Genomic DNA, 24,540 nt, shown 5'->3' on the forward strand with positions numbered 1-24,540 from the left:
CTCCTCAGCCACCCTGCGGCGGGGCGAGATAGCCGTCGTCCAGCAACGAGCCGATGTACCGGTCGAGCAGTGCGGCGTCCACGGGGGGAATGCCGATGCCGGTGCCACGCAGGGCCCGTTCGGCGTTCGACCGCGTCGTGGAGGGGAAGTTCCGTTGGAAGTACATCTCCGCGACCGTGATGTCTGCGTGTTCGCACCGGTCGACGAACAACGGGACGAACGGGGTGACGGGGTGGGTCGGGTGGCCCGCGGCGTACCCCACCAGTTCGTGGACCCACGCGTCGTAGGGCAGCTTGCGTACCGGATAGCCGCGTGCGCCGAGCCGGTACGCCAGGTCGCCGATCATCGCGACCCGGGGATTGGTGAGGTGGTAGACGTTCCCGGTGGCGGGCAGCCGGGTGGAGACATGGGTGACCACGCGGGCGAAGCAGTCCGCCGGAATGAAGTCCAGCGGCAGGTCGACGTCCGGGAAGAAGGACGAGTCGGCGATGAACCTGATGAGCGCGCACATCTCCGTGCCGGTGTTCATCACTCCAGTGGCCTGGTCCCCCGTGACGTCGTTGGGACGGTAGATGGAGACCGGCAGTCCCCGGGCCGCGGCGCTGTGGAGCAGCTTCTCGGCGGTCCACTTGGATTCCACGTACCCCACCCCCAGATACCCGGCGTGCGAGAGCGGGGTCTCCTCCGTGGCGTGCCGTATGCCCGCCACCCCGAGGCCGGCGAGCACCGCCATGCTGGATATGTAGTGGACGGGAATGGAGCGCAGCGCCCCCGCGAGCCGGATGATCTCCCGGGTGCCGCTGACGTTCGCCTCTCTCAACTCGGCGTACGGGTAGATGAAGTTGACCTGGCCACCGCAGTGGTACACCAGGTCCATCGCCGCCGCGAGGTGCTCGAACCGGTCCTCCGGCAGCCCCAGGAGCGGCTTCGCCAGATCGCCGACGACCGGGAGGACCCGGTCGGGGGGAAGGTCCCGCAGAAGGTAGCGCTGGTGCGCGCCGCGGATACGTTCCAGGGCGTGATCCTCGTCCGGCGCACGCACCAGGCAGTGGATCCTCGCCCGCGTCGACGCCAGCAGCGTGCCGAGCAGGTGTGTTCCGCAGAACCCCGTCGCGCCGGTGAGGAGGATCTCCGTCGGGCGCTCCGGCTGCGGGACGCGGGTGGCCGCCCGGCGGACCGGCATCCTCAGCAGGTCGGCCTCGGCGTCGAAGTCCGGGGGCGGCGCGGGCGCGCCGTCCGCGGTGCCTGCCCTCGCCGACTGTACGACCTCGGCGAAGGCGTGCAGATGGGCGTCGTGGAGGAGCGAGCGGGTCAGGTTGCGGATCTCCGTCACGCCGATACCGAACATGATGCGGGCGCGCGCCAGCATCTCCATGGCGAGCAGGGAATTACCGCCCAGCTCGAAGAAGTCGTCGTCCGGGCCCACGTCGCCGACGTCCAGGATCTGCGCCCACAACTGCGCCATTGCGGTCAGCACGGACGGGTGTTCCGCCCGGTCGCCCCCGGCCGGTGCCGTCCTGCGGCTCGCGAGCGCCCGGTGGTCGATCTTCCCGTTGTGGGTGACGGGGAGTTCCCCAACGGCGGTGAGGGTCGCCGGGACCATGTGTCCCGGGACGGTCCCCGCGACGAACGACCTGATCTGCGCCGAGGTCCCTCCTCCGGCGGGCGGTGGCAGCACCGGTGTGTAGTACGCGGCGAGTGCTCTGTCGCCGTCGCCCCGGTCCCGTACCACCACGGCCGCCCGGTCGACCGCCGGATGGGCGGCGACCGCGGACTCGACTTCGGCGAGGTCGACCCGGAAACCGGAGACCTTCGCCTGGCGGTCCGTCCGTCCCAGGAACTCCAGGTTCCCGTCCGGACGCCACCGCCCGAGATCGCCCGTGCGGTACATCCGTTCGCCGGGGACCGGGCCGTAGGGATCCGGCAGGAAGTGCTCGGCGGTCAGGCCCGGCTGTCGCCAGTAGCCGCGGGCGAGTGCGCTGCCGCCGATGTAGATCTCGCCCCTGCGTCCCGGCGGCACCGGCCGCAGATGCCGGTCCAGGACATGGATACGGGTGTCCGCCAGGGCCCGGCCGATCGGTGTCGGTCCGCGGGCGTGCGGGGGCAGGAGCTCCTCGGTCAGGACACACAGCGCCGAGGTGATGGTGGCCTCCGTCAGCCCGTAGGCGTTGACCAGGCGCGCGGCGGGCATTCTGCGGAACGAGGTGCGGCAGTCGTCCGGGAGCACCGCGTCGCCGCCCACGATCATCAGCCTCACGGAGCGCAGCGCCTCGCTGTCGTCCTCCGCGACCTTGAGCAGCTGGTGCCAGTAGGCGGGCGTCAGGTCCGCCACGGTGATCCCGTGCTCCGGCAGCCGGTGCAGCAGCTCGGTCGGCGCCCAGGTGCGCCGTCCGCCGAGGACCAGCGTCGCCCCGCTGATGAGCGTCGCGAAGATCTGCTCGATCGAGGTGTCGAAGCCCGGCGCGGCCAGTTGCAGTACGCGGTCGCCCGGGGACAGTCCGTACGCGGCAGCCACTCCTGACAGGACGCCGCGCAGTGAGCCGTGGCTGACCATGACCCCTTTGGGCAGGCCCGCCGATCCCGAGGTGTGGATCACGTAGGCGAGGTCGTCGGCCCTGGGGCCGGCCCTCGGCGGCTCGGTGGACCAGGCCGCGGCGTCCGCGAGGAAGTCCTCCATGAGGAGGACCCGGCCCGGACCGCTTGCGAAGGTCCCGGCGTGCTCCCGGGTGGTGAGCACCACCCGGGAACCGGCCTCCTCGGCCAGCAGTGCCGAGCGGCGGGCCGGAAAGCCCGGGTCGACCGGCAGGAAGGCCCCGCCGCTCCTGAGCACCGCCAGCATCCCGGTCACCAGGTCCGCGCTGCGCTCCATGCAGAGGGTGACCACCCCTTCGCTCGTCACCCCGAGGGCGTTCAGCCGGTGGGCGAGCTGGCTGGCACGGCGGTCCAGCAGGCCGTAGGAGAGCTCGTCCCCGTCGGCCATCACCGCGATCGCGCCCGGGTGCCGGGACGCGTGCCCGCGCAGGGATTCGGAGACGGCGGGGGCGTCTTCGCCCCGCCGGCCGGCGGACCATGTCCCCTCGGCTCCGCGTGGACGGGAACCGCGCGGGCGCATGTCCGTCCACAGGGTCTCCACGGCGGCCAGGCACTCGGCCCGGGAGCCGGGCCCGCCCACCGGATACCAGCCGGCCGGGATCCGGAGTTCGGCGGGCCAGATCGCGTACTGCTCCGCCTCGTTGACGAGGACCCGGCATGCGGCGTCCTGCGGCAGGAGGCTACGGGGGTTGCTCACTATCCGGACCTCCTGAACAGTGATGGTCACGCACTTCCGATGATGCACGATGCGGTGACAATGAGCACGCCGCGCGGGATTTGGCGGTTGCGAGGTTCCGGAAGAACGACAATTGGCCCGTTCGGCAATCCTGTGGAACGCTTGAAATAATGCTTGCGTAAAGCGACTACGGACGCCGATCAGGAGGTGGCTGGGTTGTTGACCAGCGAATTGCCCCCCAGGGGACGCCAGCGTCTCATGATCGGCTATTTCGCGTGGATGGCTCTCCTCACCTCCCTCTATTACGTCATTCCCGGCCACCGGCTGATCTGGTGGGGGGTGATGGGACTCAGCGGAGTCCTCGCCATTCTGGTGGGCGTCGTTCTCAACCGGCCCTCGCATTACGTTTCCTGGCTGTTGCTGGCCGCCGCGAATCTCAGCTTCCTCACGGGCGAGCTGATGAACGTCGTCTACACCCAGTATCTGCACCAGGTGAATCCGTTCCCGTCCATTGCCGACGGCTTCTATTTGGCGCAGTACCCGCTCTACGCGGCGGGGGTGCTGGGCTTCATCCGATGGCGGACGGCGAGCCGCGACCGGGGCAGTCTGATCGATGGTCTGATCCTGACGGCCGGTCTGGCGCTGCTCTCATGGATCTTCCTGATCGTCCCGTATGTGCGCAGCCCCGAACTGACCTGGGTCCAGAAGGCGTTCTCCATCGCGTATCCGCTCGGGGACCTCCTCGTACTGGCGATGCTGGCGCGCCTGCTCGCACCCCGCACCGGAGGAAGCCGCTCCCTTCAGCTGCTGACTGTCGGCACCCTTGGGATTCTCACCTCCGACGTCCTGTTCGGACTGATCCAGCTCAACGGCACCTGGCGCATCGGCACCGCTGTCGACCTGGGCTGGGCGGTCCTCTACACCTGCTGGGGCGCCGCCGCGCTGCATCCGTCCATGGTGACGCTGACCCGGCCCGCCCCCGTTCAGCCGCCGACGCTCGCGCCCGCGCGCCTGGGACTGCTGACTCTCGCGTCTCTGATCGCCCCCCTGATGCTGCTGCTCGACCCGGGGAACGGAGGCGGAGCCGATGCCCGGGTCGTCGGCGCGTTCTCCGCCGTCCTCTTCCTCCTTGTGCTCGCGCGGCTGGCAGGCGTGGTGACGAACCATCGCAAGGCGGTCGCCAGGGAACGTGTCCTGCGGGCGGGCATCGAGTCGCTGGCCTGGGCACGCACCGTCGAAGAGGTCGCGGAGGCAGTCGAGAGCACGGCCACGACCCTGATGCGCAGCCCGCGCCGCAATGCCGTTCTCGCCGTCCGTGACGTCGAGGAGGAGCTGCGGATCGTCCGCGAGGACGGCGGCGGGGACGCGTCGGCACCGCTCCGTAGCCTCGACGAGGTGCTCGCGCTGCCCGCGGTCCGCGAACAGCGCCCCCTGCCCTTCTCCGATCTGGGTCCGGGCATGACCGCGGGACTCCCGGCCGCCCCCAGCGCACTGCTGTGCCCCCTGGTCCTCGACCGTCCCTCCGGCGACATGCCGATCGGCGCCCTGGCGGTGTCGGGTGTCGAGAGTGAACTCCTCGACACACGGACCACACTGGCGACCCTCGCCGCCCAGGCAGTGCTGGCCGTCGAGCGCATCAGTCTCGGCGAGGAGATCAACCGCCGGGACAGCGAGGCGTACTTCCGAACACTCGTGCACAACGCATCGGACGTCATTCTGATCCTGGACGCCGACGGACGGATCCGTTACGCCAGCGCCTCGGCGCTGCCGGTGCTCGGCTACCCGGCCCTGGAGGGGCACCGGCTGACCGATCTCGTCACGCCCGGGGACACCCCGGCCATGGTCCGGATGCTGGCCGACATGCGCACCCGCGACTGGTCGGACCGGCGTGAGGACTGGCGCGTACGGCGGAGCGACGGGGCCTCGATCGAGGTCGAGGTGCGGTGCAGCGACCTGCGGGACGAGCCCACCGTCGGCGGGCTCGTCCTGACCCTGCAGGACGTCACCGAGCGCCGCCGGCTCGAACGCGAGCTCACGCACCGTGCCTTCCACGACTCCCTGACGGGTCTGGCGAACCGGGTGCTCTTCCAGGACCGGACCAGTCACGCCCTGACACGAGGTCAGCGCGAGGGCGCCGTGATCGGGGTGCTGTTCGTCGATGTGGACGACTTCAAAGTCATCAACGACACGCTGGGGCACGGCGTGGGCGACGAACTCCTCGTCGCCGTGTCGCTGCGGCTGGCCACCACGATCCGGGCGTCCGACACCGTGGCGCGCATCGGCGGTGACGAATTCGCCATGCTCACGGGGGACTCGATGGCCCCGAGCGACGTCGAGACGTTCAGCGACCACGTCATCGAGGCGTTCAGGGAACCGTTCAGGCTGTCCTCGGGCATGGTCAACGTGTCCATCAGCGTGGGGGTCGCGACCACGGAGGACAGCGTCGACGCGGACGAACTGTTCGCCCACGCCGACCTGGCACTGTACTCGGCCAAGACCGCGGGGAAGGGCCAGTGGCGCAGGTACCGGCCGAGGCTGCAGAGCGACCTGCTGGAGCGTCACGAGCTCCAGGAGTCCCTGGACGCCACCGTCGTCGAGACGTCGTTCGCCGTGCGCTACCAGCCGATCGTCGATCTGGCCAGCAGCGAACTCGTGGGCTTCGAAGCGCTGGTGCGCTGGCCGCACAAGACCCGGGGTGTCGTGCTCCCCGAGCAGTTCATCGCGCTTGCCGAGGAGAGCGGCCAGATCGTCCCGCTCGGCGCCTGGGTGCTGCGCCAGGCGGCGGCCGACGCCGCCCGGTGGCGCAGCGCCCACCCGGCGGACGACACCCGTCGTCCGAACAGACCGGCCATGCCGCTCTATGTCAGCGTGAACGTCTCCGCCCGGCAGTTCCGCGACGCCGGGTTCGTGGACATGGCCCGGCAGGCGCTCGAAACCTCGGGGATCGGTCCTGAGTCACTTGTCCTGGAGCTGACCGAGAGCGTGCTGATGGCCCGCGGTGACAACGTCCTGGACGACATGAAGGAACTGACCGACCTCGGCATCCGCATCGCCATCGACGACTTCGGAACGGGCTACTCCTCGCTCAGTTACCTCCGCGAGTTCCCCATCAAGATCCTCAAGATCGACAAGTCCTTCATCGACGGCCTGGGGGTGTCCACTCAGCAGTACGCTCTCATCGAAGGCATCGCCAACATCGCCGAGACGCTGGGCATCGTGGTGATCGCCGAAGGGATCGAGAACAGGACGCAGCGCGATCTGCTGGCATCCCTGGGCTGCCCGCTCGGGCAGGGCTACCTCTTCGCGCAGCCCATGGAGGCCGCCGATGCCGAGCGCCTCGTCCGCTCCTCGCATCGGCTGGGCGTGTAAGCGGCTGGGCGTGTAGCGGACAGCACTGCGGGGCGTCTCTCCCTTCGACAAGGGAGAGACGCCCCGCAGCGGACCCACGTCCGAACAGGTCAGACGTTGAATCCGAGCGCGCGCAGCTGCTCGCGTCCGTCGTCCGTGATCTTGTCCGGGCCCCACGGCGGCATCCAGACCCAGTTGATCCGCAACTCGCTGACGATGCCGTCGGTCGCGGACTTCGCCTGGTCCTCGATGACATCGGTCAACGGACAGGCCGCGGACGTCAGCGTCATGTCGAGGGTGGCGATATTGGCGTCATCGACGTGGATGCCGTAGATGAGGCCCAGGTTGACGACGTCGATGCCCAGCTCGGGGTCGACTACGTCGTACAGCGCCTCGCGGACCTCCTCCTCGGAGGCCGGCTTCAGTGCGACTGTCTCTTCACTCATGCGGTCTTCCCTTCGGACAGCGCCTGCGCCGTCGCGTCCTTCCACGCCATCCAGCTCAGCAGCGCGCACTTGACCCGGGCCGGGTACTTGGAGACACCGGCGAACGCGACCGCGTCCTCCAGCACCTCCTCCATCGCGTCGTCCGGCTCCAGCTGGCCCTTCGACTGCATCAGTTCCAGGAACGCGCCCTGGATCTTCTGCGCCTCGCCGAGCTGCTTGCCGACGAGCAGCTCGTTCAGCACGGAGGCACTGGCCTGGCTGATGGAGCAGCCCTGGCCGTCGTAGCTGATGTCGGCGATCGTCTCGCCGTCGTACTTCACCCGGAGCGTGATCTCGTCGCCACACGTCGGGTTGACGTGATGCACCTCGGCGTCGCCGTCCCGCAGGCCGCGCCCGTGGGGGTGCTTGTAGTGGTCCAGGATCACTTCCTGGTACATGGAATCAAGCTTCACCAGTCAACCCTCAGCAGTTGTGGCATTTAACCGAAAAAGTTCCGGACGTGTTCGAGACCGTCCACCAGGGCGTCGACCTCGGCGGGCGTGGAGTACAGATAGAACGACGCTCGCGTCGTCGCAGGAATTCCGTACCGCAGGCATACCGGCCGCGCGCAGTGGTGACCGACCCGGACGGCGATGCCCTGCTCGTCCAGGACCTGACCCACGTCGTGCGGGTGGATGTCACCCAGCGTGAAGGAGATCGTCGCGCCACGGTCCACGGCCGTCGACGGGCCGATGATCCTGAGATCCGGGACCTCCAGGAGCCGCTTCACCGCGTACTCGGTGATCGCCTGCTCGTGGCGGTGGATGTTCTCCATGCCGATTGCCGAGAGGTAGTCCACGGCCGCACCGAGGCCGACGGCCTGGGCGATCGGGGGCGTACCCGCCTCGAACTTGTACGGCGCGGGGGCGTACGTCGACGAGTGCATCGACACGGTCTCGATCATCTCGCCGCCGCCGAGGAACGGGGGAAGGTCCTCCAGGAGTTCCTGCCGTCCCCACAGCACGCCGATTCCGGTCGGGCCGACCATCTTGTGACCGGTGAAGGCCACGAAGTCCGCCTGCAGCGCCTGCACGTCGAGCACCATGTGCGGGGCCGCCTGCGAGGCGTCGATGCAGACCAGCGCGCCGACCTGCTGGGCACGGCGGATGATCTTCTCGACCGGGTTGATCGTGCCCATGATGTTCGAGACCAGGGTGAAGGAGACGATCTTCGTCTTCTCAGTGATGATCTCGTCGATGTTGGACAGGTCGAGGCGGCCGTCGTCGGTGATGCCGAACCACTTCAGCTTCGCGCCGGTGCGCTGCGAGAGCAGCTGCCACGGCACGATGTTGGAGTGGTGCTCCATCTCCGTGGTGACGATCTCGGTGTCGCGGTCCACCCGATAGGGCTCGTCGGCCCAGCCGAGCATGTTGGCCACGAGGTTGAGCGACTCGGAGGCGTTCTTCGTGAAGATCACCTCGTTGCGGCTCGGCGCGTTGATGAAGGCCGCGACCTTGTCGCGAGCACCCTCGTACAGCGCGGTGGCCTCCTCCGCGATGGTGTACACACCGCGGTGGACGTTGGCGTTGTGCCGCTCGTAGTACTCGTTGAGCGCGTCGAGGACCTGGCGCGGCTTCTGCGACGTCGCCGCGCTGTCCAGGTAAACGATCTTCTTGCCGTCGTGGACCGTGCGGTCCAGGATCGGGAAGTCCTTGCGGATCGCCTCGGTGTCGAGGAGGCCGGAGAGCCCCTGTCGGGCATCAGTCACGCGGAAGCGCCACCCTTCACATATGCCTCGTAGCCCTCGTTCTCCAGCTTGTCGGCGAGCTCGGCGCCGCCGGACTCGGCGATACGGCCGTTGGCGAAGACGTGCACGAAGTCGGGCTTGATGTAACGGAGGATCCGCGTGTAGTGCGTGATCAGCAGGGTGCCGACCTCGCCGGTCTCGCGGACCCTGTTGACGCCCTCGGAGACGACGCGCAGGGCGTCGACGTCGAGGCCGGAGTCGGTCTCGTCGAGGATGGCGATCTTCGGCTTGAGGAGCTCCAGCTGAAGGATCTCGTGGCGCTTCTTCTCACCGCCGGAGAAGCCCTCGTTGACGTTGCGCTCGGCGAAGGCCGGGTCCATCTGGAGGCCGGCCATCGTCTCCCTGACCTCCTTCACCCACGTACGCAGCTTGGGCGCCTCGCCGCGGACGGCGGTGGCGGAGGTACGCAGGAAGTTGGAGACCGAGACACCGGGGATCTCGACCGGGTACTGCATGGCGAGGAAGAGACCGGCGCGGGCGCGCTCGTCGACGGTCATGTCCAGGACGTTCTCGCCGTCCAGGGTCACCGTGCCACTGGTGATCGTGTACTTGGGGTGACCGGCGAGCGAGTACGCGAGGGTGGACTTGCCGGACCCGTTGGGGCCCATGATGGCGTGGGTCTCGCCCTGCTTCACGATCAGGTCGACGCCCTTGAGGATCTCCTTCGTGGCGTTGTCGGCCTCGACGGTGACGTGCAGGTCGCGGATTTCAAGCGTTGCCATGGGTGACTCAGGTCTCCTGGGTGACGGAGACGAGCACATCGTCCCCTTCGATCTTTACGGGGTAAACGGGAACGGGGCGCGTCGCGGGAAGGCCGGACGGCTTGCCGGTACGCAGATCGAAACTCGATCCGTGCAACCAACACTCGATCATGCAGTCCTCGACCTCGCCCTCCGACAGCGAGACGTTCGCGTGCGAGCAGATGTCGTTGATCGCGAACACCTCGCCCTCGGTGCGCACCACGGACACCGGCGTGCCGTCGAGCTCCACCCGCTTGGGGGTGTCGTCCTCCAGCTCACTCAGCGCACAGGCTTTGACGAAGGCCATCAGACGGACGCCTTCAGCTCGGTCTCGATCTTGTCGAGGAGACGCGCTTCGACGTCCGGCAGGCCGATCTGCTGGACGAGCTCGGCGAAGAAGCCACGCACGACGAGGCGGCGGGCCTCCTCGGCGGGGATTCCGCGCGACTGGAGGTAGAAGAGCTGCTCGTCGTCGAAACGGCCGGTCGCGGAGGCGTGGCCGGCGCCGACGATCTCGCCGGTCTCGATCTCCAGGTTCGGCACGGAGTCGACCCGGGCGCCGTCCGTGAGGACGAGGTTGCGGTTCATCTCGTACGTGTCGGTGCCCTCGGCCTTGGCCTGGATGAGCACGTCACCGATCCATACGGCGTGCGCACCGTCGCCCTGCAGCGCGCCCTTGTAGGCCACGTTGGACTTGCAGTGCGGGGTGTTGTGGTCGACGAGGAGGCGGTGCTCCTGGTGCTGGCCCTTGTCGGTGAAGTACAGGCCGAAGAGCTCGGCCTCGCCGCCGGGGGCCGCGTAGCTGATGCGCGGGTGGAGGCGGACGACGTCGCCGCCGAAGGTGACGACGATCGACTTGAACGAGGCATCCCGGCCGATCAGCGCGTTGTGCTGGCCGACGTGGACGGCCGTCCCGTCCCAGTCCTGGACCGAGACGACGGTGAGCTTGGCGCCGTCGCCCAGGACGTAGTCGACGTTGGCGGCGAGCACCGCGTCGCCCGTGTGGTCGATGACGACGACGGCCTCGGCGAAGGCTCCCAGCTCGATGAGCTGGTGGCCGTAGGCGACGCCGCCCTCGCCGTGCACGGCGATCCGGATCGGCTCGGTGAGCACGGCCTCCTTGGCGACCGTGACGACCGACGCCTGCGCGAAGGACGTGTACGCCTGGGCGGCGACACGGTCCACCGGGGTGCCGGCCTTGCCGAGCCGCGAGTCCTCGCGGCCGACGGTCTCGACGGTGACCCCTTCCGGGGCCTCGATCGCGACCTTCACGGCGCCATCGGTGGCGACGGCGGTGCCGTCGTGCAGCCCGCGAAGGCGCTCCAGCGGAGTGAACCGCCACTCCTCCTCACGGCCGTGCGGGACGGGGAAGTCCGCGACGTCGAAGGAGGGGGGCGCGCTCATGCGCGTGGCGACGGTCGACTCGGCGGCCACCGCGATGGACCCGGCGGTGGTGGACCCCGCCGGAATGTTCTGAGCCTCAGCCATGGCTGTCGTAGTGCTCGCTTTCTCAGTCAAGAAGTCGGGGGACGCGGTCGGGCAGGCGTACTAGCCGACCGAACCCTCCATCTGCAGCTCGATCAGCCGGTTGAGCTCCAGGGCGTACTCCATGGGCAGCTCCTTGGCGATCGGCTCGACGAAGCCGCGCACGATCATCGCCATGGCCTCGAACTCGGTGAGTCCGCGGCTCATGAGGTAGAAGAGCTGGTCCTCGGAGACCTTGGAGACGGTCGCCTCGTGACCCATCGACACGTCGTCCTCGCGGACGTCGACGTACGGGTAGGTGTCGGAGCGCGAGATCGTGTCGACGAGCAGCGCGTCACAGAGCACATTGGACTTCGCGCCCGGCGCGCCCTCGCCGATCTCGATGAGACCGCGGTAGGACGTACGGCCGCCGCCTCGTGCCACCGACTTGGAGACGATGTTGGACGAGGTGTTCGGGGCCATGTGGACCATCTTGGCGCCGGCGTCCTGGTGCTGGCCCTCGCCCGCGAAGGCGATGGACAGGGTCTCGCCCTTGGCGTGCTCGCCCATCAGGTAGACGGCCGGGTACTTCATGGTGACCTTGGAGCCGATGTTGCCGTCGACCCACTCCATGGTCGCGCCCTCGTACGCCACGGCGCGCTTGGTGACGAGGTTGTAGACGTTGTTCGACCAGTTCTGGATGGTCGTGTAGCGGCAGCGGCCGCCCTTCTTCACGATGATCTCGACGACCGCGGAGTGCAGCGAGTCCGAGGAGTAGATCGGCGCGGTGCAGCCCTCGACGTAGTGGACGTAGGCGTCCTCGTCGACGATGATCAGCGTCCGCTCGAACTGGCCCATGTTCTCCGTGTTGATACGGAAGTAGGCCTGGAGCGGAATCTCCACGTGCACGCCCTTCGGCACGTAGATGAACGAGCCTCCGGACCACACGGCCGAGTTCAGCGAGGCGAACTTGTTGTCACCGACCGGGATGATGGTGCCGAAGTACTCCTTGAAGAGCTCCGGGTGCTCCTTCAGCGCGGTGTCGGTGTCCATGAAGATGACACCCTGCGCCTCCAGCTCCTCGTTGATCTGGTGGTAGACGACCTCGGACTCGTACTGCGCGGCGACGCCGGCGACGAGGCGCTGCTTCTCCGCCTCGGGGATGCCGAGCTTGTCGTACGTGTTCTTGATGTCCTCGGGCAGGTCCTCCCAGGACTCCGCCTGCTTCTCCGTGGACCGCACGAAGTACTTGATGTTGTCGAAGTCGATACCCGAGAGGTCCGAGCCCCAGTTCGGCATGGGCTTCTTGCCGAAGAGCTTCAGGCCCTTGAGCCGCAGCTTCAGCATCCACTCGGGTTCGTTCTTCTTCTCCGAGATGTCGCGGACGACAGCCTCGGAGAGGCCGCGCTTGGCCGCAGCGCCTGCCGCGTCGGAGTCGGCCCAACCGAATTCGTACGTGCCCAGACCCTCGAGCTCAGGGTGGGCAGTCTCCGTGGGGAGCGTCATGCGGGGTTCCTCCCGGCAGTGCTTGCAGATACTGATGTGGTCTGTGGTGTTGCGTGGCCGCTGCGCGGCACATACGTCGTACACACACCGTCGCCGTGGGCGAGGGTGGCCAGACGCTGCACATGGGTCCCGAGCAGACTGGAGAAGAGCTCCGTCTCCGCCTCGCACAGCTGCGGGAACTGCTCGGCGACATGCGCGACCGGGCAGTGGTGCTGGCACAACTGCTCGCCCTGCTGCGGGCCGGGCGCGCTTCGCGCCGTAGCAGCGTACCCGTCGGCCGACAAGGCCCTGGCCAGCGCCTCGGTGCGGTCCTCGGGGTCCGCGGCCGCGACCGCGGCGCGGTACACCTCGGCCTGGGCGGCCATGCGGGCACGGGCGAACGCGATGACCCCTTCGTCGCCCGATGTCTCGGCGATCCAGCGCAGGGCGTCCGCTGCGAGCGTGTCGTAGGACTGGTCGAATGCGTCCCGGCCGCAGTCCGTCAGGGCGAACACCTTGGCGGGACGCCCCCGGGTCCGTGCTCCGTACACCCGCTGTTCGCGGGCCTCGACGACACCGTCGGAGACGAGGGCGTCGAGATGGCGGCGGACGGCGGCCTGGGTAAGGCTCACGCGCTTCGCCAGATCGGCGGCGGTGGACGGGCCATGGTCCAGGATGGAGCGCGCGACCCGGTTGCGCGTAGAACGCTCACCGGTCGCGAGTTCCTCCTGCGGAGCCTCGCCAACGTATTTCACAACGCCATTGTTGCGTAATTCACCGGAGCCTGGCAACCGGCCCCCTGATCATGGCCCGATGGGGTTCGTCACTTAGGCATACCTAAGTTGACCTGCGGAAATGATCATTCCCCCGTGCCCCGACCGGTCCGACGGAACCGCCGCGGCGACGCACGGCAGCCCGCCCGGCAGGTGCCGGACGGGCCGTGATCTCCGGCGTGTCAGCCGCCGGTCGTGGTTCAGCCGGTCAGGTCAGGCCGCTGCGAGACCCGGACCGAGTTCACCAGGGATTTGCCGTGGATCGCCGACAGCCGGACGTTCAGCTGGCCGTCGGTGACCTCCACCGTGATCGTCTTGTCCAGTGCGGTGTACGTGCCCTTCTCCAGCGCGATGTCGAGGTTCGAGACGTACTCCTTGCCCTCGGCGAGCACATCGAAGACCCTCGCCCCCGGCTTGGTGCCGCTGACCTCGGCAAAGCCCAGCTCGACGCGGTAGACCCCGTTGGGGACGTTGTCGAAGCGGTACTCCAGCGCGCCGCTGCGGGCCGTGCGGTACAGCGCCTGCTCGCTCGTGCCGGAGATGGTCCTCGTCGTGCCGGTCTTGCTCGTGGTCCCGATGTAGCCGTACGAACCGGCCGCGTACTCCCGGTCCGGTCCCCAGCTGTCACCGAGCAGGTCCGTCACCGAACCGGCGACGCCCGCGTCGAGGGCCGCCTGGTAGGCCGGGACGACGATCTTGAGCGGAACCTCGACGACGGGCGCCCTGCCGCTCTCCGAGGAGACGAGCAGGGTGCCGGTGAGAACCGTCCCCGGGGCGACGCCCGTGGTGTCGAAGGTGAGCTCCACCTTCTGTTCGGCGCCCTTGGCCAGTTCGCCGGAGGCCGGTGCGACCGTGATCCAGGCGGCGTCGCTCTGTTCCTTCACCGTGTACGGGGTGGCGGTGCCCGAGTTGCTCACGGTCAGGGTGCGGGTGCGGCCCTGCTCCGCCGGGACGACCAGGGCGTAGTCCGCAGCCGAGGCCGTGACCAGACCGGTCTTGAGCACGGCGTCGGCCACGGCGATGTCCTTGGCCTTCAGTCCGCGCTCCGCGGTGACGCCGGCGTAGTGGTCCGCGCCGACCGTGATGTCGTAGCCGGCCTCGGTGGTGCCCGCCGGGACCTGGACGAGGTAGCTGCCGTCGGCGCCTGTGGTGCCGGTGGCGATGGCGGTGCCGCCCTGGCCGACCTTCACGGTGGCGCCGGCCACCGGCTTGCCGTCGTTGTCGTCGGTGACCGTGCCGGCCAGCACGGCGCTCTTGCCGGTGCTGAAGGAGAGGGCCATGCCGTCGGTGACAGCCGCCTGGTTGTACGAGTACAGCAGGGCGTCCGTACCGGTGTCGCTCTCGATGCCGACGGTGGCGCTCGAACCGTTCTCGTAGGTGCCCTCGCCGATGTCCTTGTAGTGGTAGGAGACGCTGCCGTCCTCACCGATGACCGCGGCGAAGCTGATCCGCTGGGTGGTGGAGGCGGTGATCTGCACGTCCCGCCACTCGACGACCACCGAGCGGTGCGGCGCCGTGCCGCGGGCCGCCCAGTAGACGCCCGAGACCCCGGAGGTGCTGTCGATCTGCAGGTTGTCCCAGAAGGGGTAGAGCGCTCCGTTGGGAGTACCCGTGGTCGGCAGGCTGCCGTTCACCGACGAGGTGCTGACGGAGCCGAGCCCGAGAACGCCCTCGGTGGTGGCGGTGGCGGCGCGGTACGTCTTTCCGTACAGCCCGACCGGGAACGGCAGGTCGAAGCGGGCCGAACCGCTGGTCGCGCTGGACATGGCCAGCTTGGTGTCACCGGTCGGGAAGGCACCCGTGCCTGCCCGGCAGGTCGTGCCGAAGGTGTCCGCGCGGCTGGCCAGGTCGAGGTCCTTGGTGACCGACGCGGTCAGCTCCACGCTCACGCTCGCTGCCGTGGCACAGCGGCTGACGGGGGTGACGGCCACGTTGTACGTACCTACGGGCAGGGTGACCGAGTACGTACCGTCGGCCGCCGAGACCGTCTTCACCGGAGTGCCCTGAACCACGACGTTCGCGCCGGCTTCGACGCCCGCCTCGGTCCTCACGGTGCCGCCGAGCGTCGCGCTGGGCGCCTGTTCCAGGGTGAAGTCCTTGGTCGCCGTCTCGTTCTCGACGACGGTGACGGTGGACTCGGTGGGGTGGAACCCGAACTTGGAGACAGTGACCCGGTAGTCGCCGACCATCACCTTGGGCAGGGCGTAGGAGCCGTCCGCGCCGGTGGTGACGGTGGACTTCATCGGTCCGTCCAGGGTCACGGTGGCGTCCGCGACGGCCGCGTCACCGGAGCCGACCGTGCCGCCGAGTGCGCCGAGCGGGCCGCGCGGGGTGGCGCTGACCGCGGCGTACGCGTCGAGGCGCCCTTCGCCCCAGACGTTGTTCTTGGCCGCCGTGCCGCCGCAGGTCGTGTTGTCGGTGTCGATCGCGGTCTGGTCGAGGAGCTTCTCCGTCTCCGCGATGTTGCCGCGGATCGCGGGCGAGGCCGACCACATCAGCGCCACGGTGGCGGCGGTGTGCGGGGAGGCCATCGACGTACCGGAAATGGTGTTGTAGCCGCCGCCCATCCACGAGGAGCGGACGTTGACACCGGGCGCCGAGAGGTTCGGCTTGAGCGTGCCGGCCTCGCCGGTACCGCGCGAGGAGAAGCTCGCGATGGCGTTGTTGATGTCGAAGGCACCCGATGAGTAGCTGTTGGAGTAAGCGCCGGGCGACCCCGAGGTGTTGCAGCCGGAGCCGTTGTTTCCGTTGGAGAAGGCGGGGAAGATGCCCGCGTCACGCCATGACTGGACGGTCGCCTTGTACCAGGTGTCGATGACGTTCGAGCCCCAGGAGTTGTTCACCACGTCCGGTGCCAGGTCCGGCCGGGGGTTGGCGCCGGAGGCGTCCGTGGGCGCGACCATCCACTGGCCGGAGGCGAGCAGCGTCGCCTGGGCGCAGGAGCTGGTCCCGCAGCCCTTGGCGGCGATCCACCGGGCGCCTGGGGCGACACCCACCTGATTGCCGGCACCGTCGTCGCCGACCATGGTGCCCATGGTGTGGGTGCCGTGGCCGTTGTTGTCGCAGGGCACGGTGCCCGTGCAGACCTTGGTGGGGTCGAACCAGTTGTACGCGTGGTCGTACGTGCCGTCCGCCTTCAGGCCGCGGTAGGCGGCCGCGACCGCCGGGTGGTCGAACTGGACCCCGCTGTCGATGCTGGCCACGACGATGCCGTCACCGCGTACGCCCAGGTCGTTCCAGACCTTCGGGGCGTTGATCCGGTCGAGGTTCCACTCGACGGCGTCGACCTCGGGCTCGCTGGTGCCGGGCAGTGGGTCGGGAATCGTGACCGGGTCGTCGGCCTCTATGGCGGCCACGTCCGGACGGGCCGCGATCTTCTCGGCGAGTGCCTTGTCACCGGTGATCTGCACGGTGTTGGCGATCCAGAACGAGGTGTACGCCGCTCCGGCGTCCTCGGCCAGCTTGATGACCCCGGCCTGGGACTTCTTGGCGAACGCGGTCTTCGTCTCGTAGACGGCACGGGCCTTGGCGGTCTTGCCCTTCGCCGCGCGGGCGGACGGGACATCCGCTTCCTCCACGAGGCTCACCCAGAAGGTCACCTTCTCCCGGCCGGCGAACTGTTTGAGCAGCTTGCCCTCGGACTTGGTCTCGTAGGCGGACCGCGGCGCGGGGTCGTCCGTCCGTGCCTGGGCCGGCGAGGCGCTGATCACGAGTGGTATCGCGGTCGCTGCCGCAGTGAGAAGTGCGGCGGCGGACCGCCGTCTGAGACGCATGGAACGTCGGATCACGAGCTCTCCTTCAGAAGTCGGCGGGGGTCTCCCGCCGTAGGGGATGAAGGAACAGGCGCGGGTGCCACTCACAGCTGCCGCTGCCCGCTGACACGTGTGGGGGGCACAGCAACCGCTTGAGCTCAGGGAGGAGCATGGGGGACCTGGGGCGGCGGGGGTAGGGCGCCCACCGGAGCCCGGTACGGGGATTGGCCGGACTTCGGGGTGTACCGAGGCGTCCTGCGGGCACCTACCCACGGGTTCCGCAGCGGGGCCGCGCCCCGGCCTGCCGCCACATTGGCGAAATCCGGTTCGCAGGACCCGCGCCCCGGGGCCCTTCGGTCACTGCCTAGACTTACCGGCCATGAACAGCGAGCCTCTCGTCCAGGTCACCGGCCTGGTGAAGCGGTACGGCACCAAGACCGCAGTGGACGGCCTCGACCTCGACGTCCGGGCCGGCGCGGTCACCGCGGTCCTCGGCCCCAACGGCGCCGGCAAGACCACCACCATCGAGACCTGCGAGGGCTACCGGCGGCCGGACGCCGGGACCGTACGCGTCCTCGGCCTCGACCCGGTCGCCGACGCCGGGGCGCTGCGCCCCCGGGTCGGCGTGATGCTCCAGTCCGGCGGCGTCTACTCCGGCGCGCGGGCCGACGAGATGCTGCGCCACATGGCCAAGCTGTACGCCCACCCGCTGGACGTCGACGCCCTGATCGAACGGCTCGGCGTCGGCAGCTGCGGGCGCACCACCTACCGCCGGCTCTCCGGCGGCCAGCAGCAGCGGCTCGCCCTGGCGATGGCCGTCGTGGGCCGCCCCGAGCTGGTCTTTCTCGACGAGCCGACCGCGGGCCTGGACCCGCAGGCGCGCCGGTCCACCTGGGATCTCGTACGGGAACTGCGCGCCGACGGCGTCTCGGTCGTCCTGACCACCCACTTCATGGACGAGGCCGAGGAGCTCGCCGACGACGTGGCCATCATCGACGCGGGCCGGGTCATCGCCCAGGGCAGCCCGGAGTCGCTGTGCCGCGGCGGCGCCGAGAACACCCTGCGCTTCACCGGCCGCCCCGGTCTCGACATCGGCTCGCTGCTCAAGGCGCTGCCCGACGGCTCGGCGGCGGCCGAGCTGACCTCGGGCGCGTACCGCATCACGGGAGAGGTCGACCCTCAGTTGCTGGCCACCGTGACCTCCTGGTGCGCCCAGCACGGAGTGATGCCGTCCGGTATCGCCGTGGAGCGGCACACACTCGAGGACGTCTTCCTGGAACTGACCGGCAAGGAGCTGCGCGCATGAGCGCCGGTACGTACACCCCCCGTCCCGGCGCGGCCCCGCTGCCCCGCATGATCGCCGCGCAGACGGCGCTGGAGACGCGGATGCTCCTGCGCAACGGCGAGCAGCTGCTCCTCACGGTGATCATCCCGACGTTGCTCCTGGTGCTGTTCAGCGCGGTCGACGTCGTCGACACGGGCGCCGGCAAGTCGGTCGACTTCCTGGCTCCGGGCGTTCTCGCCCTGGCCGTGATGTCCACGGCCTTCACCGGCCAGGCCATCGCCACCGGCTTCGAACGGCGCTACGGGGTGCTCAAACGGCTCGGTGCCTCACCGCTGCCGCGCTGGGCGCTGATGACGGCGAAGACCCTGTCGGTGCTGGTCACCGAGGTGTTGCAGATCGTGCTGCTGACGGGGATCGCGTTCGCGCTCGGCTGGTCCCCCGAGGGCAACCCCTTCGCCGTACTGCTGCTTCTGGTGCTGGGCACCGCGGCGTTCTCCGGCCTCGGACTCCTGATGGCCGGGACGCTGAAGGCGGAGGCGACGCTCGCCGCCGCCAACCTGGTCTTTCTGCTGCTCCTGGTGGGCGGCGGCGTGATCGTGCCGCTCGACAAGTTCCCGGACGCGGTCCAGTCGGTCCTGGGGCTGCTGCCGGTCTCTGCCCTTTCGGAGGGGCTGCGGGACGTCCTCCAGCACGGCGCCCCGATGCCGTGGGGCGAGGCCGGAATCCTCGCGGTGTGGGCGGTGCTGGGGCTGGGCGCTGCGGCCAGGTTCTTCCGCTGGGAGTAGGCGCCCGGGCTGCTGACGGGGGCATTCGGGCGTAACGCACCCCTCGTGAAAACATGCACAAGCCCCCGCCTACGATGGTTCGCGTGGAAACCCCCCTCTCCTACATCGCCAAGCGCTGGACTCCGTCCAACGAGGTGGTCCGGCGCGCCGCTCTCTCCGCAGTCGTGATGACCGTGTTCGTCATCATCACGGGCGGTGCCGTCCGGCTGACCGGTTCCGGTCTGGGCTGCGACACCTGGCCCAAGTGCACGGACGACAGCCTCTTCGCCACGCCCGAGCAGGGCCTGCACGGGGCGATCGAGTTCGGCAACCGGATGCTCACCTACGTCCTGTCGGCCGCCGTCGGCTGGGCGATCGTCGCGGTACGTTCCGCCAAGCCCCGCCGGCGCACGCTGACCCGGCTCGCCTGGTCACAGTTCTGGCTCGTGATGGGGAACGCCGTGCTCGGCGGTATCACGGTCTGGGCGGGCCTCAACCCGTGGACGGTGGCCGGTCACTTCCTGCTCGCCAACGGCCTGCTCGCGGTCGCCGTCATCACCTGGGTGCGGATCGGCGAGGGCGACGGTGCACCCCGCCCGCGCGCCCCGCGGCCGGTGCGCGGCCTGTCCTGGGCGATCGTCGTCACCACGGTGGTCCTGATCGCCCTCGGCACGACGGTGACCGGTTCCGGCAAGCACGCCGGTGACAGCAGCGACGTACCGCGCATGCCGTGGGACTGGACCGCCGCAGCGCATGTGCACGCCATCTCCGCGTGGGTGGTCTGCGCCCTGGCCATCGCCATGTGGCTGGCGCTGCGGGTGGTCGACGCCCCCGTCGACACCCGGGCGCGCGCCCGTGACCTGCTGATCGTGCTGCTGGCGCAGGGCGCGATCGGTTACGTGCAGTACTTCAGCGATGTCCCCGAGGTCCTGGTGTCCGTCCACATGCTCGGCTCCTCGCTGATGTGGATCGCCGTGCTGCGACTGTTCCTGAGCATGCGGGAGCGTCCGCAGGTCACGGCCGGCATCCCCGCGCGGGAGACCCCGGCCGTCACCGTCGCGAGCTGACCCCGGCCGGCTCCGCTCCGGCGGGTCGGCCGTCCAGCCCGTAGACCCGCCGCGCGTTGCCCGAGCCGATCAGTCCGGCGACCGTGCCGCGTCGGCACGTGACCACGCGCCGTCCGTCACCCAGCCGCCCAGCACCCGGCCGAGCGCCGCATGGAACTGCCGTGCCGCGACCAGATGGAGCTCGGGCAGTGCCTGCGCCCCGCTGGAGTACAGCAGCTTGCCGAACGGGGCGAGCTCCAGGATCTCCGCCAGTACGGCCCCGGCGCGCGCCCCCGTACGGGCGAGGGCGGGGCCCAGATCCGCGTAGACATGCGGGTGCGCGCCCGCCAGCCGGGCGGCGCTGCGGTGGTTCGGGTAGCTGTGCAGCAGCACCAGGTCGGTGCCGAGACCGCTGGTGCCCGCCCCCTGCTGGACCTGGAGGCGCACTGCGCGCCGGCGCACTATCTCGCGAGGGCGTAGGGAACTGGGCGTCGCGGAGACCACCCGCCGCCTCTTGCGCGCCGGGCAGGTCGCCGACACCTCCGGCACCGTCGAACCGTGTGCTGTCCCGAACGGCTCAGCGGTTGTTTGAGGGCCCGCCGAGCTGGATACCGGCCATCCGGGTCCACTCGTACGGTCCTGTGCGGATCTTGGCGGCGAAGTCGCCGTCGAAGCTCTCGTGCATCGTGATCCCGGACTTCCGCGTCGCGCTGTCGGCCACCGCGTACGAGGGTGCGACGAGGTCGCCCCAGCCGCCGTCCTGCCCGACGAGGACGATGCGGGTGCCCGTCTGTCCCGTGTGGGCGAGGTGGCCCTCGGCACCGCCGTGCTCCTTGGCGAACGCGCCGATCTGCCTGGCCAGCTTCGCCGCCCTGCGCTCCGCGCGGGCCGCCTGCCTGCTGTCCACCTGCTGGGTCTCTGCCGTCTCTGCCATGCATCGATGCTACCGAGCAGTAGATCAACTGGCGACGGGCGGGCCACGTGGTCTGTGCCACGTGACCCGCCCGTCGGCGGAAGCGCATGCGCCGGGTTACCGCAGGAAGGGGTCCACCGCGACGGCGACGAAGAGCAGCGAGACGTAGGTGATGGACCAGTGGAACAGCCGCATCTCCTTGAGCTTGGCGCCGGTCACTCCGGAGTTGGCCCGGGTCTGCAGGCCGTGCGCCTCCCAGAGCCAGAAGGCGCCGGTCAGGAGGGCCACCGCCGTGTAGAACCAGCCCGTGTAGCCGAGCGGGGTCAGCAGCAGCGACACCGCCACCATCACCCAGCTGTAGATGACGATCTGGCGGGCGACCACCTGATTGGTGGCGATGACCGGAAGCATCGGGACGCCGACCCGGGCGTAGTCCGCCTTCACCTTCATCGAAAGCGGCCAGTAATGCGGCGGCGTCCAGAAGAAGATGACGGCGAAGAGAATGACCGCGGCCCACGAGAGGGAATTGGTGACGGCGGACCAGCCGATGAGAACCGGCATGCAGCCGGCGATTCCGCCCCAGACGATGTTCTGCGAGGTCCGGCGCTTCAGGAGCATCGTGTAGACGACGACGTAGAAGAGCAGCGCCCCGAGTGCGAGGGCCGCCGAGAGCCAGTTGACGAGCAGACCGAACCAGACGGTGGAAATCACGGCGAGGGAGATACCGAATACGAGGCACTCGACGGGGCTCACCATGCCGGTGACCAGCGGACGTTGCGATGTGCGGTCCATCAGCGCGTCGATGTCGCGGTCGATGTACATGTTCAGCGCGTTGGCACCACCCGCGGAGAGATATCCGCCGATGGTGGTGGTGAGTACGAGCCACAGGTCTGGAACACCTTGAGCGGCGAGGAACATCACCGGAACGGTGGTGATGAGCAACAGCTCGATGATTCGCGGCTTGGTAAGCGCCACGAATGCCTTGATGCGGGCCCCGAACGGGCGATGGCCCCCTGGGCTCGGAGTCAAGGCGACCCCTGCGGGTCGGGACTCGACGGCCGTCACGCACACCCCTGACAGAGAAATCCCAGCAAGCTCCGGGAGTGAAGGCCCGGTAAAGACTTGCGCGAACCAGACCACTGTAGACGCTGCGGATACACCGCCCTTCGCGGGGGGTGGGCTCGTGTTGAGTTGGCGCCGTAGTGAACGGACACCTTCCGTCAGCAGGCGAACTCCGCAGGTCGCCGTCACCCTGGTAACTACTCGAAAGCAGCGCGTTGTGTCGGGGGTAGGCTCGACATCGCCCGGTGCGGTATCAGCCACCGGTTTACGACAGTGGAGAGGAGCCCTGACTCAGGGTGAGCACCAAGCCGACCACCACAGACCTCCAGTGGACCGAATTGGACCAGCGGGCCGTGGACACTGTCCGCGTCCTCGCCGCGGACGCCGTACAGAAGGTCGGAAACGGCCACCCGGGTACGGCGATGAGCCTGGCTCCCGCCGCGTACACCCTCTTCCAGAAGGTGATGCGGCACGACCCCGCGGACGCGGAGTGGGCCGGACGTGACCGGTTCGTGCTCTCTGCGGGCCACTCCAGCCTGACGCTCTACATCCAGCTCTACCTGGCCGGATACGGCCTGGAGCTCGATGACCTCAAGGCGTTCCGCACCTGGGGTTCCAAGACCCCGGGTCACCCGGAGTACGGCCACACCACGGGCGTGGAGACGACGACCGGGCCGCTCGGCCAGGGTGTCGCCAACGCCGTCGGTATGGCCATGGCCGCCCGTTACGAGCGCGGTCTGTTCGACCCGGAGGCGGCCCCCGGCACCTCCCCGTTCGACCACAACGTCTACGTCATCGCCGGTGACGGCTGCCTCCAGGAGGGCATCTCCGCGGAGGCGTCCTCGCTGGCCGGGCACCAGAAGCTCGGCAGCCTCGTCATGCTGTGGGACGACAACCACATCTCGATCGAGGGCGACACGGAGGCCGCGGTCTCCGAGGACACCCTCAAGCGTTACGAGGCGTACGGCTGGCACGTCCAGCGCGTCGAGCAGCTGCCCAGCGGCGACCTCGACCCCGCGGGTCTCTACACGGCGCTCCAGGCCGCCAAGGCCGAGACGGAGCGCCCGTCCTTCATCGCGGCCCGCTCGATCATCGCCTGGCCCGCCCCGAACGCCCAGGACACCGAGGCCGCGCACGGCTCGGCTCTCGGCGACGACGAGGTCGCGGCCACCAAGCGGGTGCTCGGCTTCGACCCCGAGAAGAGCTTCGAGGTCTCCGACGAGGTCATCGGGCACACCCGTGAGGCGCTGGACCGCGGCCGTGAGGTCAAGGCCGAGTGGGAGAAGTCCCTCGCCGCGTGGCGTACCGCCAACCCGGAGCGCGCCGCCGAGTTCGACCGGATCTCCGCGGGCGAGCTCCCCGACGGCTGGGAGCAGAAGCTTCCGGTGTTCGAGGCGGGCAAGTCCGTCGCGACCCGCGCGGCCTCCGGCAAGGTGCTCCAGGCCCTGGGCGACGTCATCCCCGAGCTGTGGGGCGGCTCCGCCGACCTGGCGGGCTCGAACAACACGACGATCGACAAGACGTCGTCGTTCCTCCCGGCCGGCAACCCGCTGCCCGAGGCGGACCCGTACGGCCGGACGATCCACTTCGGCATCCGCGAGCACTCCATGGCCGCCGCCATGAACGGCATCGCGCTGCACGGCCACACGCGTATCTACGGCGGCACCTTCCTGGTGTTCTCCGACTACATGCGCAACGCCGTGCGCCTGTCCGCGCTGATGCACCTCCCGGTGACGTACGTGTGGACGCACGACTCGATCGGCCTCGGCGAGGACGGCCCGACCCACCAGCCGGTGGAGCACCTGGCCTCGCTGCGCGCGATCCCGGGCCTGAACATCGTGCGCCCGGCCGACGCGAACGAGACCACCATCGCCTGGCGCGAGATCCTGCGCCGCTACACCAAGGTGTTCGGCAAGGGCGCCCCGCACGGTCTGGCGCTGACCCGGCAGGGTGTGCCGACGTACGAGGCGAACGAGGACGCCGCCAAGGGCGGTTACGTGCTCTTCGACGCCGAGGGCGGCGAGCCCCAGGTCGTACTGATCGGCACCGGCTCCGAGGTGCACCTCGCAGTCGAGGCCCGCGAGCAGCTCCAGGCCGCCGGTGTGCCGACGCGTGTCGTGTCGATGCCGTGCGTCGAGTGGTTCGAGGAGCAGGACCAGGCATACAAGGACAGCGTTCTGCCGCCGTCCCTGAAGGCCCGTGTCGCCGTCGAGGCGGGCATCGGCCTGACCTGGCACCGGTACGTCGGTGACGCCGGCCGGATCGTCTCGCTGGAGCACTTCGGTGCCTCCGCCGACGCCAAGGTCCTCTTCCGCGAGTTCGGCTTCACCGCCGAGCACGTCGCGGCCGCCGCCCGGGAATCTCTGGCCGCCTGCGCGCGCTGACGCCGGTATACGACTAGTAGGAGA

The 24,540-nt window shown here is 69.2% G+C and carries 17 protein-coding genes and 1 pseudogene; 5 read left to right on the plus strand and 13 right to left on the minus strand.

The features are described from left to right. Window positions 1-4: 4 nt before the first annotated feature. Window positions 5-3,289, minus strand: coding sequence for an amino acid adenylation domain-containing protein (locus ACFT7S_RS15015; RefSeq protein WP_382731480.1), 3,285 nt, complete (start codon window positions 3,287-3,289; stop codon window positions 5-7). A 237-nt stretch (window positions 3,290-3,526) separates the two neighbouring features. Here ACFT7S_RS15015 and ACFT7S_RS15020 point away from each other — a divergent pair, with 237 nt between their 5' ends. Continuing rightward, window positions 3,527-6,637, plus strand: a complete 3,111-nt coding sequence (locus tag ACFT7S_RS15020) for an EAL domain-containing protein (protein WP_382731483.1) — start codon at window positions 3,527-3,529, stop codon at window positions 6,635-6,637. A gap of 89 nt (window positions 6,638-6,726) precedes the next feature. Here ACFT7S_RS15020 and ACFT7S_RS15025 read toward each other — a convergent pair whose 3' ends face one another. The 9 genes from ACFT7S_RS15025 to ACFT7S_RS15065 form a co-directional block, all read right to left on the minus strand. Beyond that, window positions 6,727-7,062, minus strand: coding sequence for a metal-sulfur cluster assembly factor (locus ACFT7S_RS15025; protein ID WP_173312305.1), 336 nt, complete (start codon window positions 7,060-7,062; stop codon window positions 6,727-6,729). Beyond that, complete coding sequence (gene sufU / locus ACFT7S_RS15030; RefSeq protein ID WP_382731485.1) at window positions 7,059-7,514, minus strand: Fe-S cluster assembly sulfur transfer protein SufU; 456 nt, start codon at window positions 7,512-7,514, stop codon at window positions 7,059-7,061. Before sufU ends, ACFT7S_RS15025 begins: the two co-directional genes overlap by 4 nt. Before the next feature lie 26 nt (window positions 7,515-7,540). Beyond that, window positions 7,541-8,809, minus strand: coding sequence for a cysteine desulfurase (locus tag ACFT7S_RS15035; RefSeq protein WP_382731488.1), 1,269 nt, complete (start codon window positions 8,807-8,809; stop codon window positions 7,541-7,543). Next, window positions 8,806-9,570: a Fe-S cluster assembly ATPase SufC gene (gene sufC / locus ACFT7S_RS15040; RefSeq protein WP_382731491.1), complete on the minus strand. Its 765-nt coding sequence runs from the start codon at window positions 9,568-9,570 to the stop codon at window positions 8,806-8,808. Before sufC ends, ACFT7S_RS15035 begins: the two co-directional genes overlap by 4 nt. A 7-nt stretch (window positions 9,571-9,577) precedes the next feature. Then, window positions 9,578-9,895, minus strand: coding sequence for a bifunctional 3-phenylpropionate/cinnamic acid dioxygenase ferredoxin subunit (locus tag ACFT7S_RS15045; protein WP_185301523.1), 318 nt, complete (start codon window positions 9,893-9,895; stop codon window positions 9,578-9,580). Beyond that, window positions 9,895-11,076, minus strand: coding sequence for a Fe-S cluster assembly protein SufD (gene sufD, locus ACFT7S_RS15050; protein WP_382731493.1), 1,182 nt, complete (start codon window positions 11,074-11,076; stop codon window positions 9,895-9,897). Before sufD ends, ACFT7S_RS15045 begins: the two co-directional genes overlap by 1 nt. Before the next feature lie 60 nt (window positions 11,077-11,136). Further along, window positions 11,137-12,558 (minus strand): Fe-S cluster assembly protein SufB, encoded by a 1,422-nt coding sequence (gene sufB / locus ACFT7S_RS15055; protein ID WP_382731495.1) that lies wholly within the window; start codon window positions 12,556-12,558, stop codon window positions 11,137-11,139. Beyond that, window positions 12,555-13,292, minus strand: coding sequence for a helix-turn-helix transcriptional regulator (locus tag ACFT7S_RS15060; protein ID WP_382731498.1), 738 nt, complete (start codon window positions 13,290-13,292; stop codon window positions 12,555-12,557). The genes sufB and ACFT7S_RS15060 overlap by 4 nt, the downstream gene beginning before the upstream one ends. Window positions 13,293-13,510: 218 nt before the next feature. Then, window positions 13,511-17,098 (minus strand): S8 family serine peptidase, encoded by a 3,588-nt coding sequence (locus ACFT7S_RS15065; RefSeq protein ID WP_382731501.1) that lies wholly within the window; start codon window positions 17,096-17,098, stop codon window positions 13,511-13,513. A 343-nt stretch (window positions 17,099-17,441) separates the two neighbouring features. Between ACFT7S_RS15065 and ACFT7S_RS15070 the strand changes: the two genes are divergently transcribed. The 3 genes from ACFT7S_RS15070 (at window position 17,442) to ACFT7S_RS15080 (ending at window position 20,178) form a co-directional block, all read left to right on the plus strand. Further along, window positions 17,442-18,368, plus strand: coding sequence for an ABC transporter ATP-binding protein (locus ACFT7S_RS15070; protein WP_382731503.1), 927 nt, complete (start codon window positions 17,442-17,444; stop codon window positions 18,366-18,368). Then, window positions 18,365-19,132, plus strand: a complete 768-nt coding sequence (locus ACFT7S_RS15075) for an ABC transporter permease (protein WP_382731505.1) — start codon at window positions 18,365-18,367, stop codon at window positions 19,130-19,132. The genes ACFT7S_RS15070 and ACFT7S_RS15075 overlap by 4 nt, the downstream gene beginning before the upstream one ends. A gap of 74 nt (window positions 19,133-19,206) precedes the next feature. Further along, a complete protein-coding gene (locus ACFT7S_RS15080) occupies window positions 19,207-20,178 on the plus strand; it encodes a heme A synthase (RefSeq protein ID WP_382731507.1) in 972 nt (323 codons plus the stop codon). Here the strand turns inward: ACFT7S_RS15080 and ACFT7S_RS15085 are convergent. The 3 genes and pseudogenes from ACFT7S_RS15085 to ACFT7S_RS15095 all read right to left on the minus strand — a co-directional run. Then, a pseudogene (locus ACFT7S_RS15085) lies at window positions 20,162-20,574 on the minus strand (amidohydrolase); the annotation flags it as partial. The gene ACFT7S_RS15080 and the pseudogene ACFT7S_RS15085 overlap by 17 nt on opposite strands. Before the next feature lie 160 nt (window positions 20,575-20,734). Beyond that, window positions 20,735-21,091 carry a hypothetical protein gene (locus ACFT7S_RS15090; protein WP_382731510.1) on the minus strand — a complete coding sequence of 119 codons (357 nt, stop codon included), beginning with the start codon at window positions 21,089-21,091 and terminating at the stop codon, window positions 20,735-20,737. 96 nt (window positions 21,092-21,187) lie between these two features. Beyond that, window positions 21,188-22,141 carry a heme o synthase gene (locus ACFT7S_RS15095; RefSeq protein ID WP_382731512.1) on the minus strand — a complete coding sequence of 318 codons (954 nt, stop codon included), beginning with the start codon at window positions 22,139-22,141 and terminating at the stop codon, window positions 21,188-21,190. 287 nt (window positions 22,142-22,428) lie between these two features. Between ACFT7S_RS15095 and tkt the strand changes: the two genes are divergently transcribed. Continuing rightward, on the plus strand, window positions 22,429-24,516 hold the full coding sequence (tkt, locus tag ACFT7S_RS15100) for a transketolase (RefSeq protein ID WP_382731513.1): 2,088 nt from the start codon (window positions 22,429-22,431) through the stop codon (window positions 24,514-24,516). Window positions 24,517-24,540: the final 24 nt, after the last annotated feature.

Source organism: Streptomyces sp. NPDC057136, from assembly GCF_042670885.1.
GTDB lineage: Bacteria > Actinomycetota > Actinomycetes > Streptomycetales > Streptomycetaceae > Streptomyces.

Excerpts from the sequence above, each read along its gene's own strand:
- ACFT7S_RS15075 (WP_382731505.1), top strand. The coding sequence starts at position 18,365 with ATGAGCGCCGGTACGTACACCCCCCGTCCCGGCGCGGCCCCGCTGCCC.
- sufD (WP_382731493.1), bottom strand. The coding sequence starts at position 11,076 with ATGGCTGAGGCTCAGAACATTCCGGCGGGGTCCACCACCGCCGGGTCC.
- ACFT7S_RS15045 (WP_185301523.1), bottom strand. The coding sequence starts at position 9,895 with ATGGCCTTCGTCAAAGCCTGTGCGCTGAGTGAGCTGGAGGACGACACC.
- ACFT7S_RS15090 (WP_382731510.1), bottom strand. The coding sequence starts at position 21,091 with ATGGCAGAGACGGCAGAGACCCAGCAGGTGGACAGCAGGCAGGCGGCC.
- ACFT7S_RS15080 (WP_382731507.1), top strand. The coding sequence starts at position 19,207 with ATGGTTCGCGTGGAAACCCCCCTCTCCTACATCGCCAAGCGCTGGACT.
- sufB (WP_382731495.1), bottom strand. The coding sequence starts at position 12,558 with ATGACGCTCCCCACGGAGACTGCCCACCCTGAGCTCGAGGGTCTGGGC.
- sufC (WP_382731491.1), bottom strand. The coding sequence starts at position 9,570 with ATGGCAACGCTTGAAATCCGCGACCTGCACGTCACCGTCGAGGCCGAC.
- ACFT7S_RS15025 (WP_173312305.1), bottom strand. The coding sequence starts at position 7,062 with ATGAGTGAAGAGACAGTCGCACTGAAGCCGGCCTCCGAGGAGGAGGTC.
- ACFT7S_RS15070 (WP_382731503.1), top strand. The coding sequence starts at position 17,442 with ATGAACAGCGAGCCTCTCGTCCAGGTCACCGGCCTGGTGAAGCGGTAC.
- ACFT7S_RS15020 (WP_382731483.1), top strand. The coding sequence starts at position 3,527 with ATGATCGGCTATTTCGCGTGGATGGCTCTCCTCACCTCCCTCTATTAC.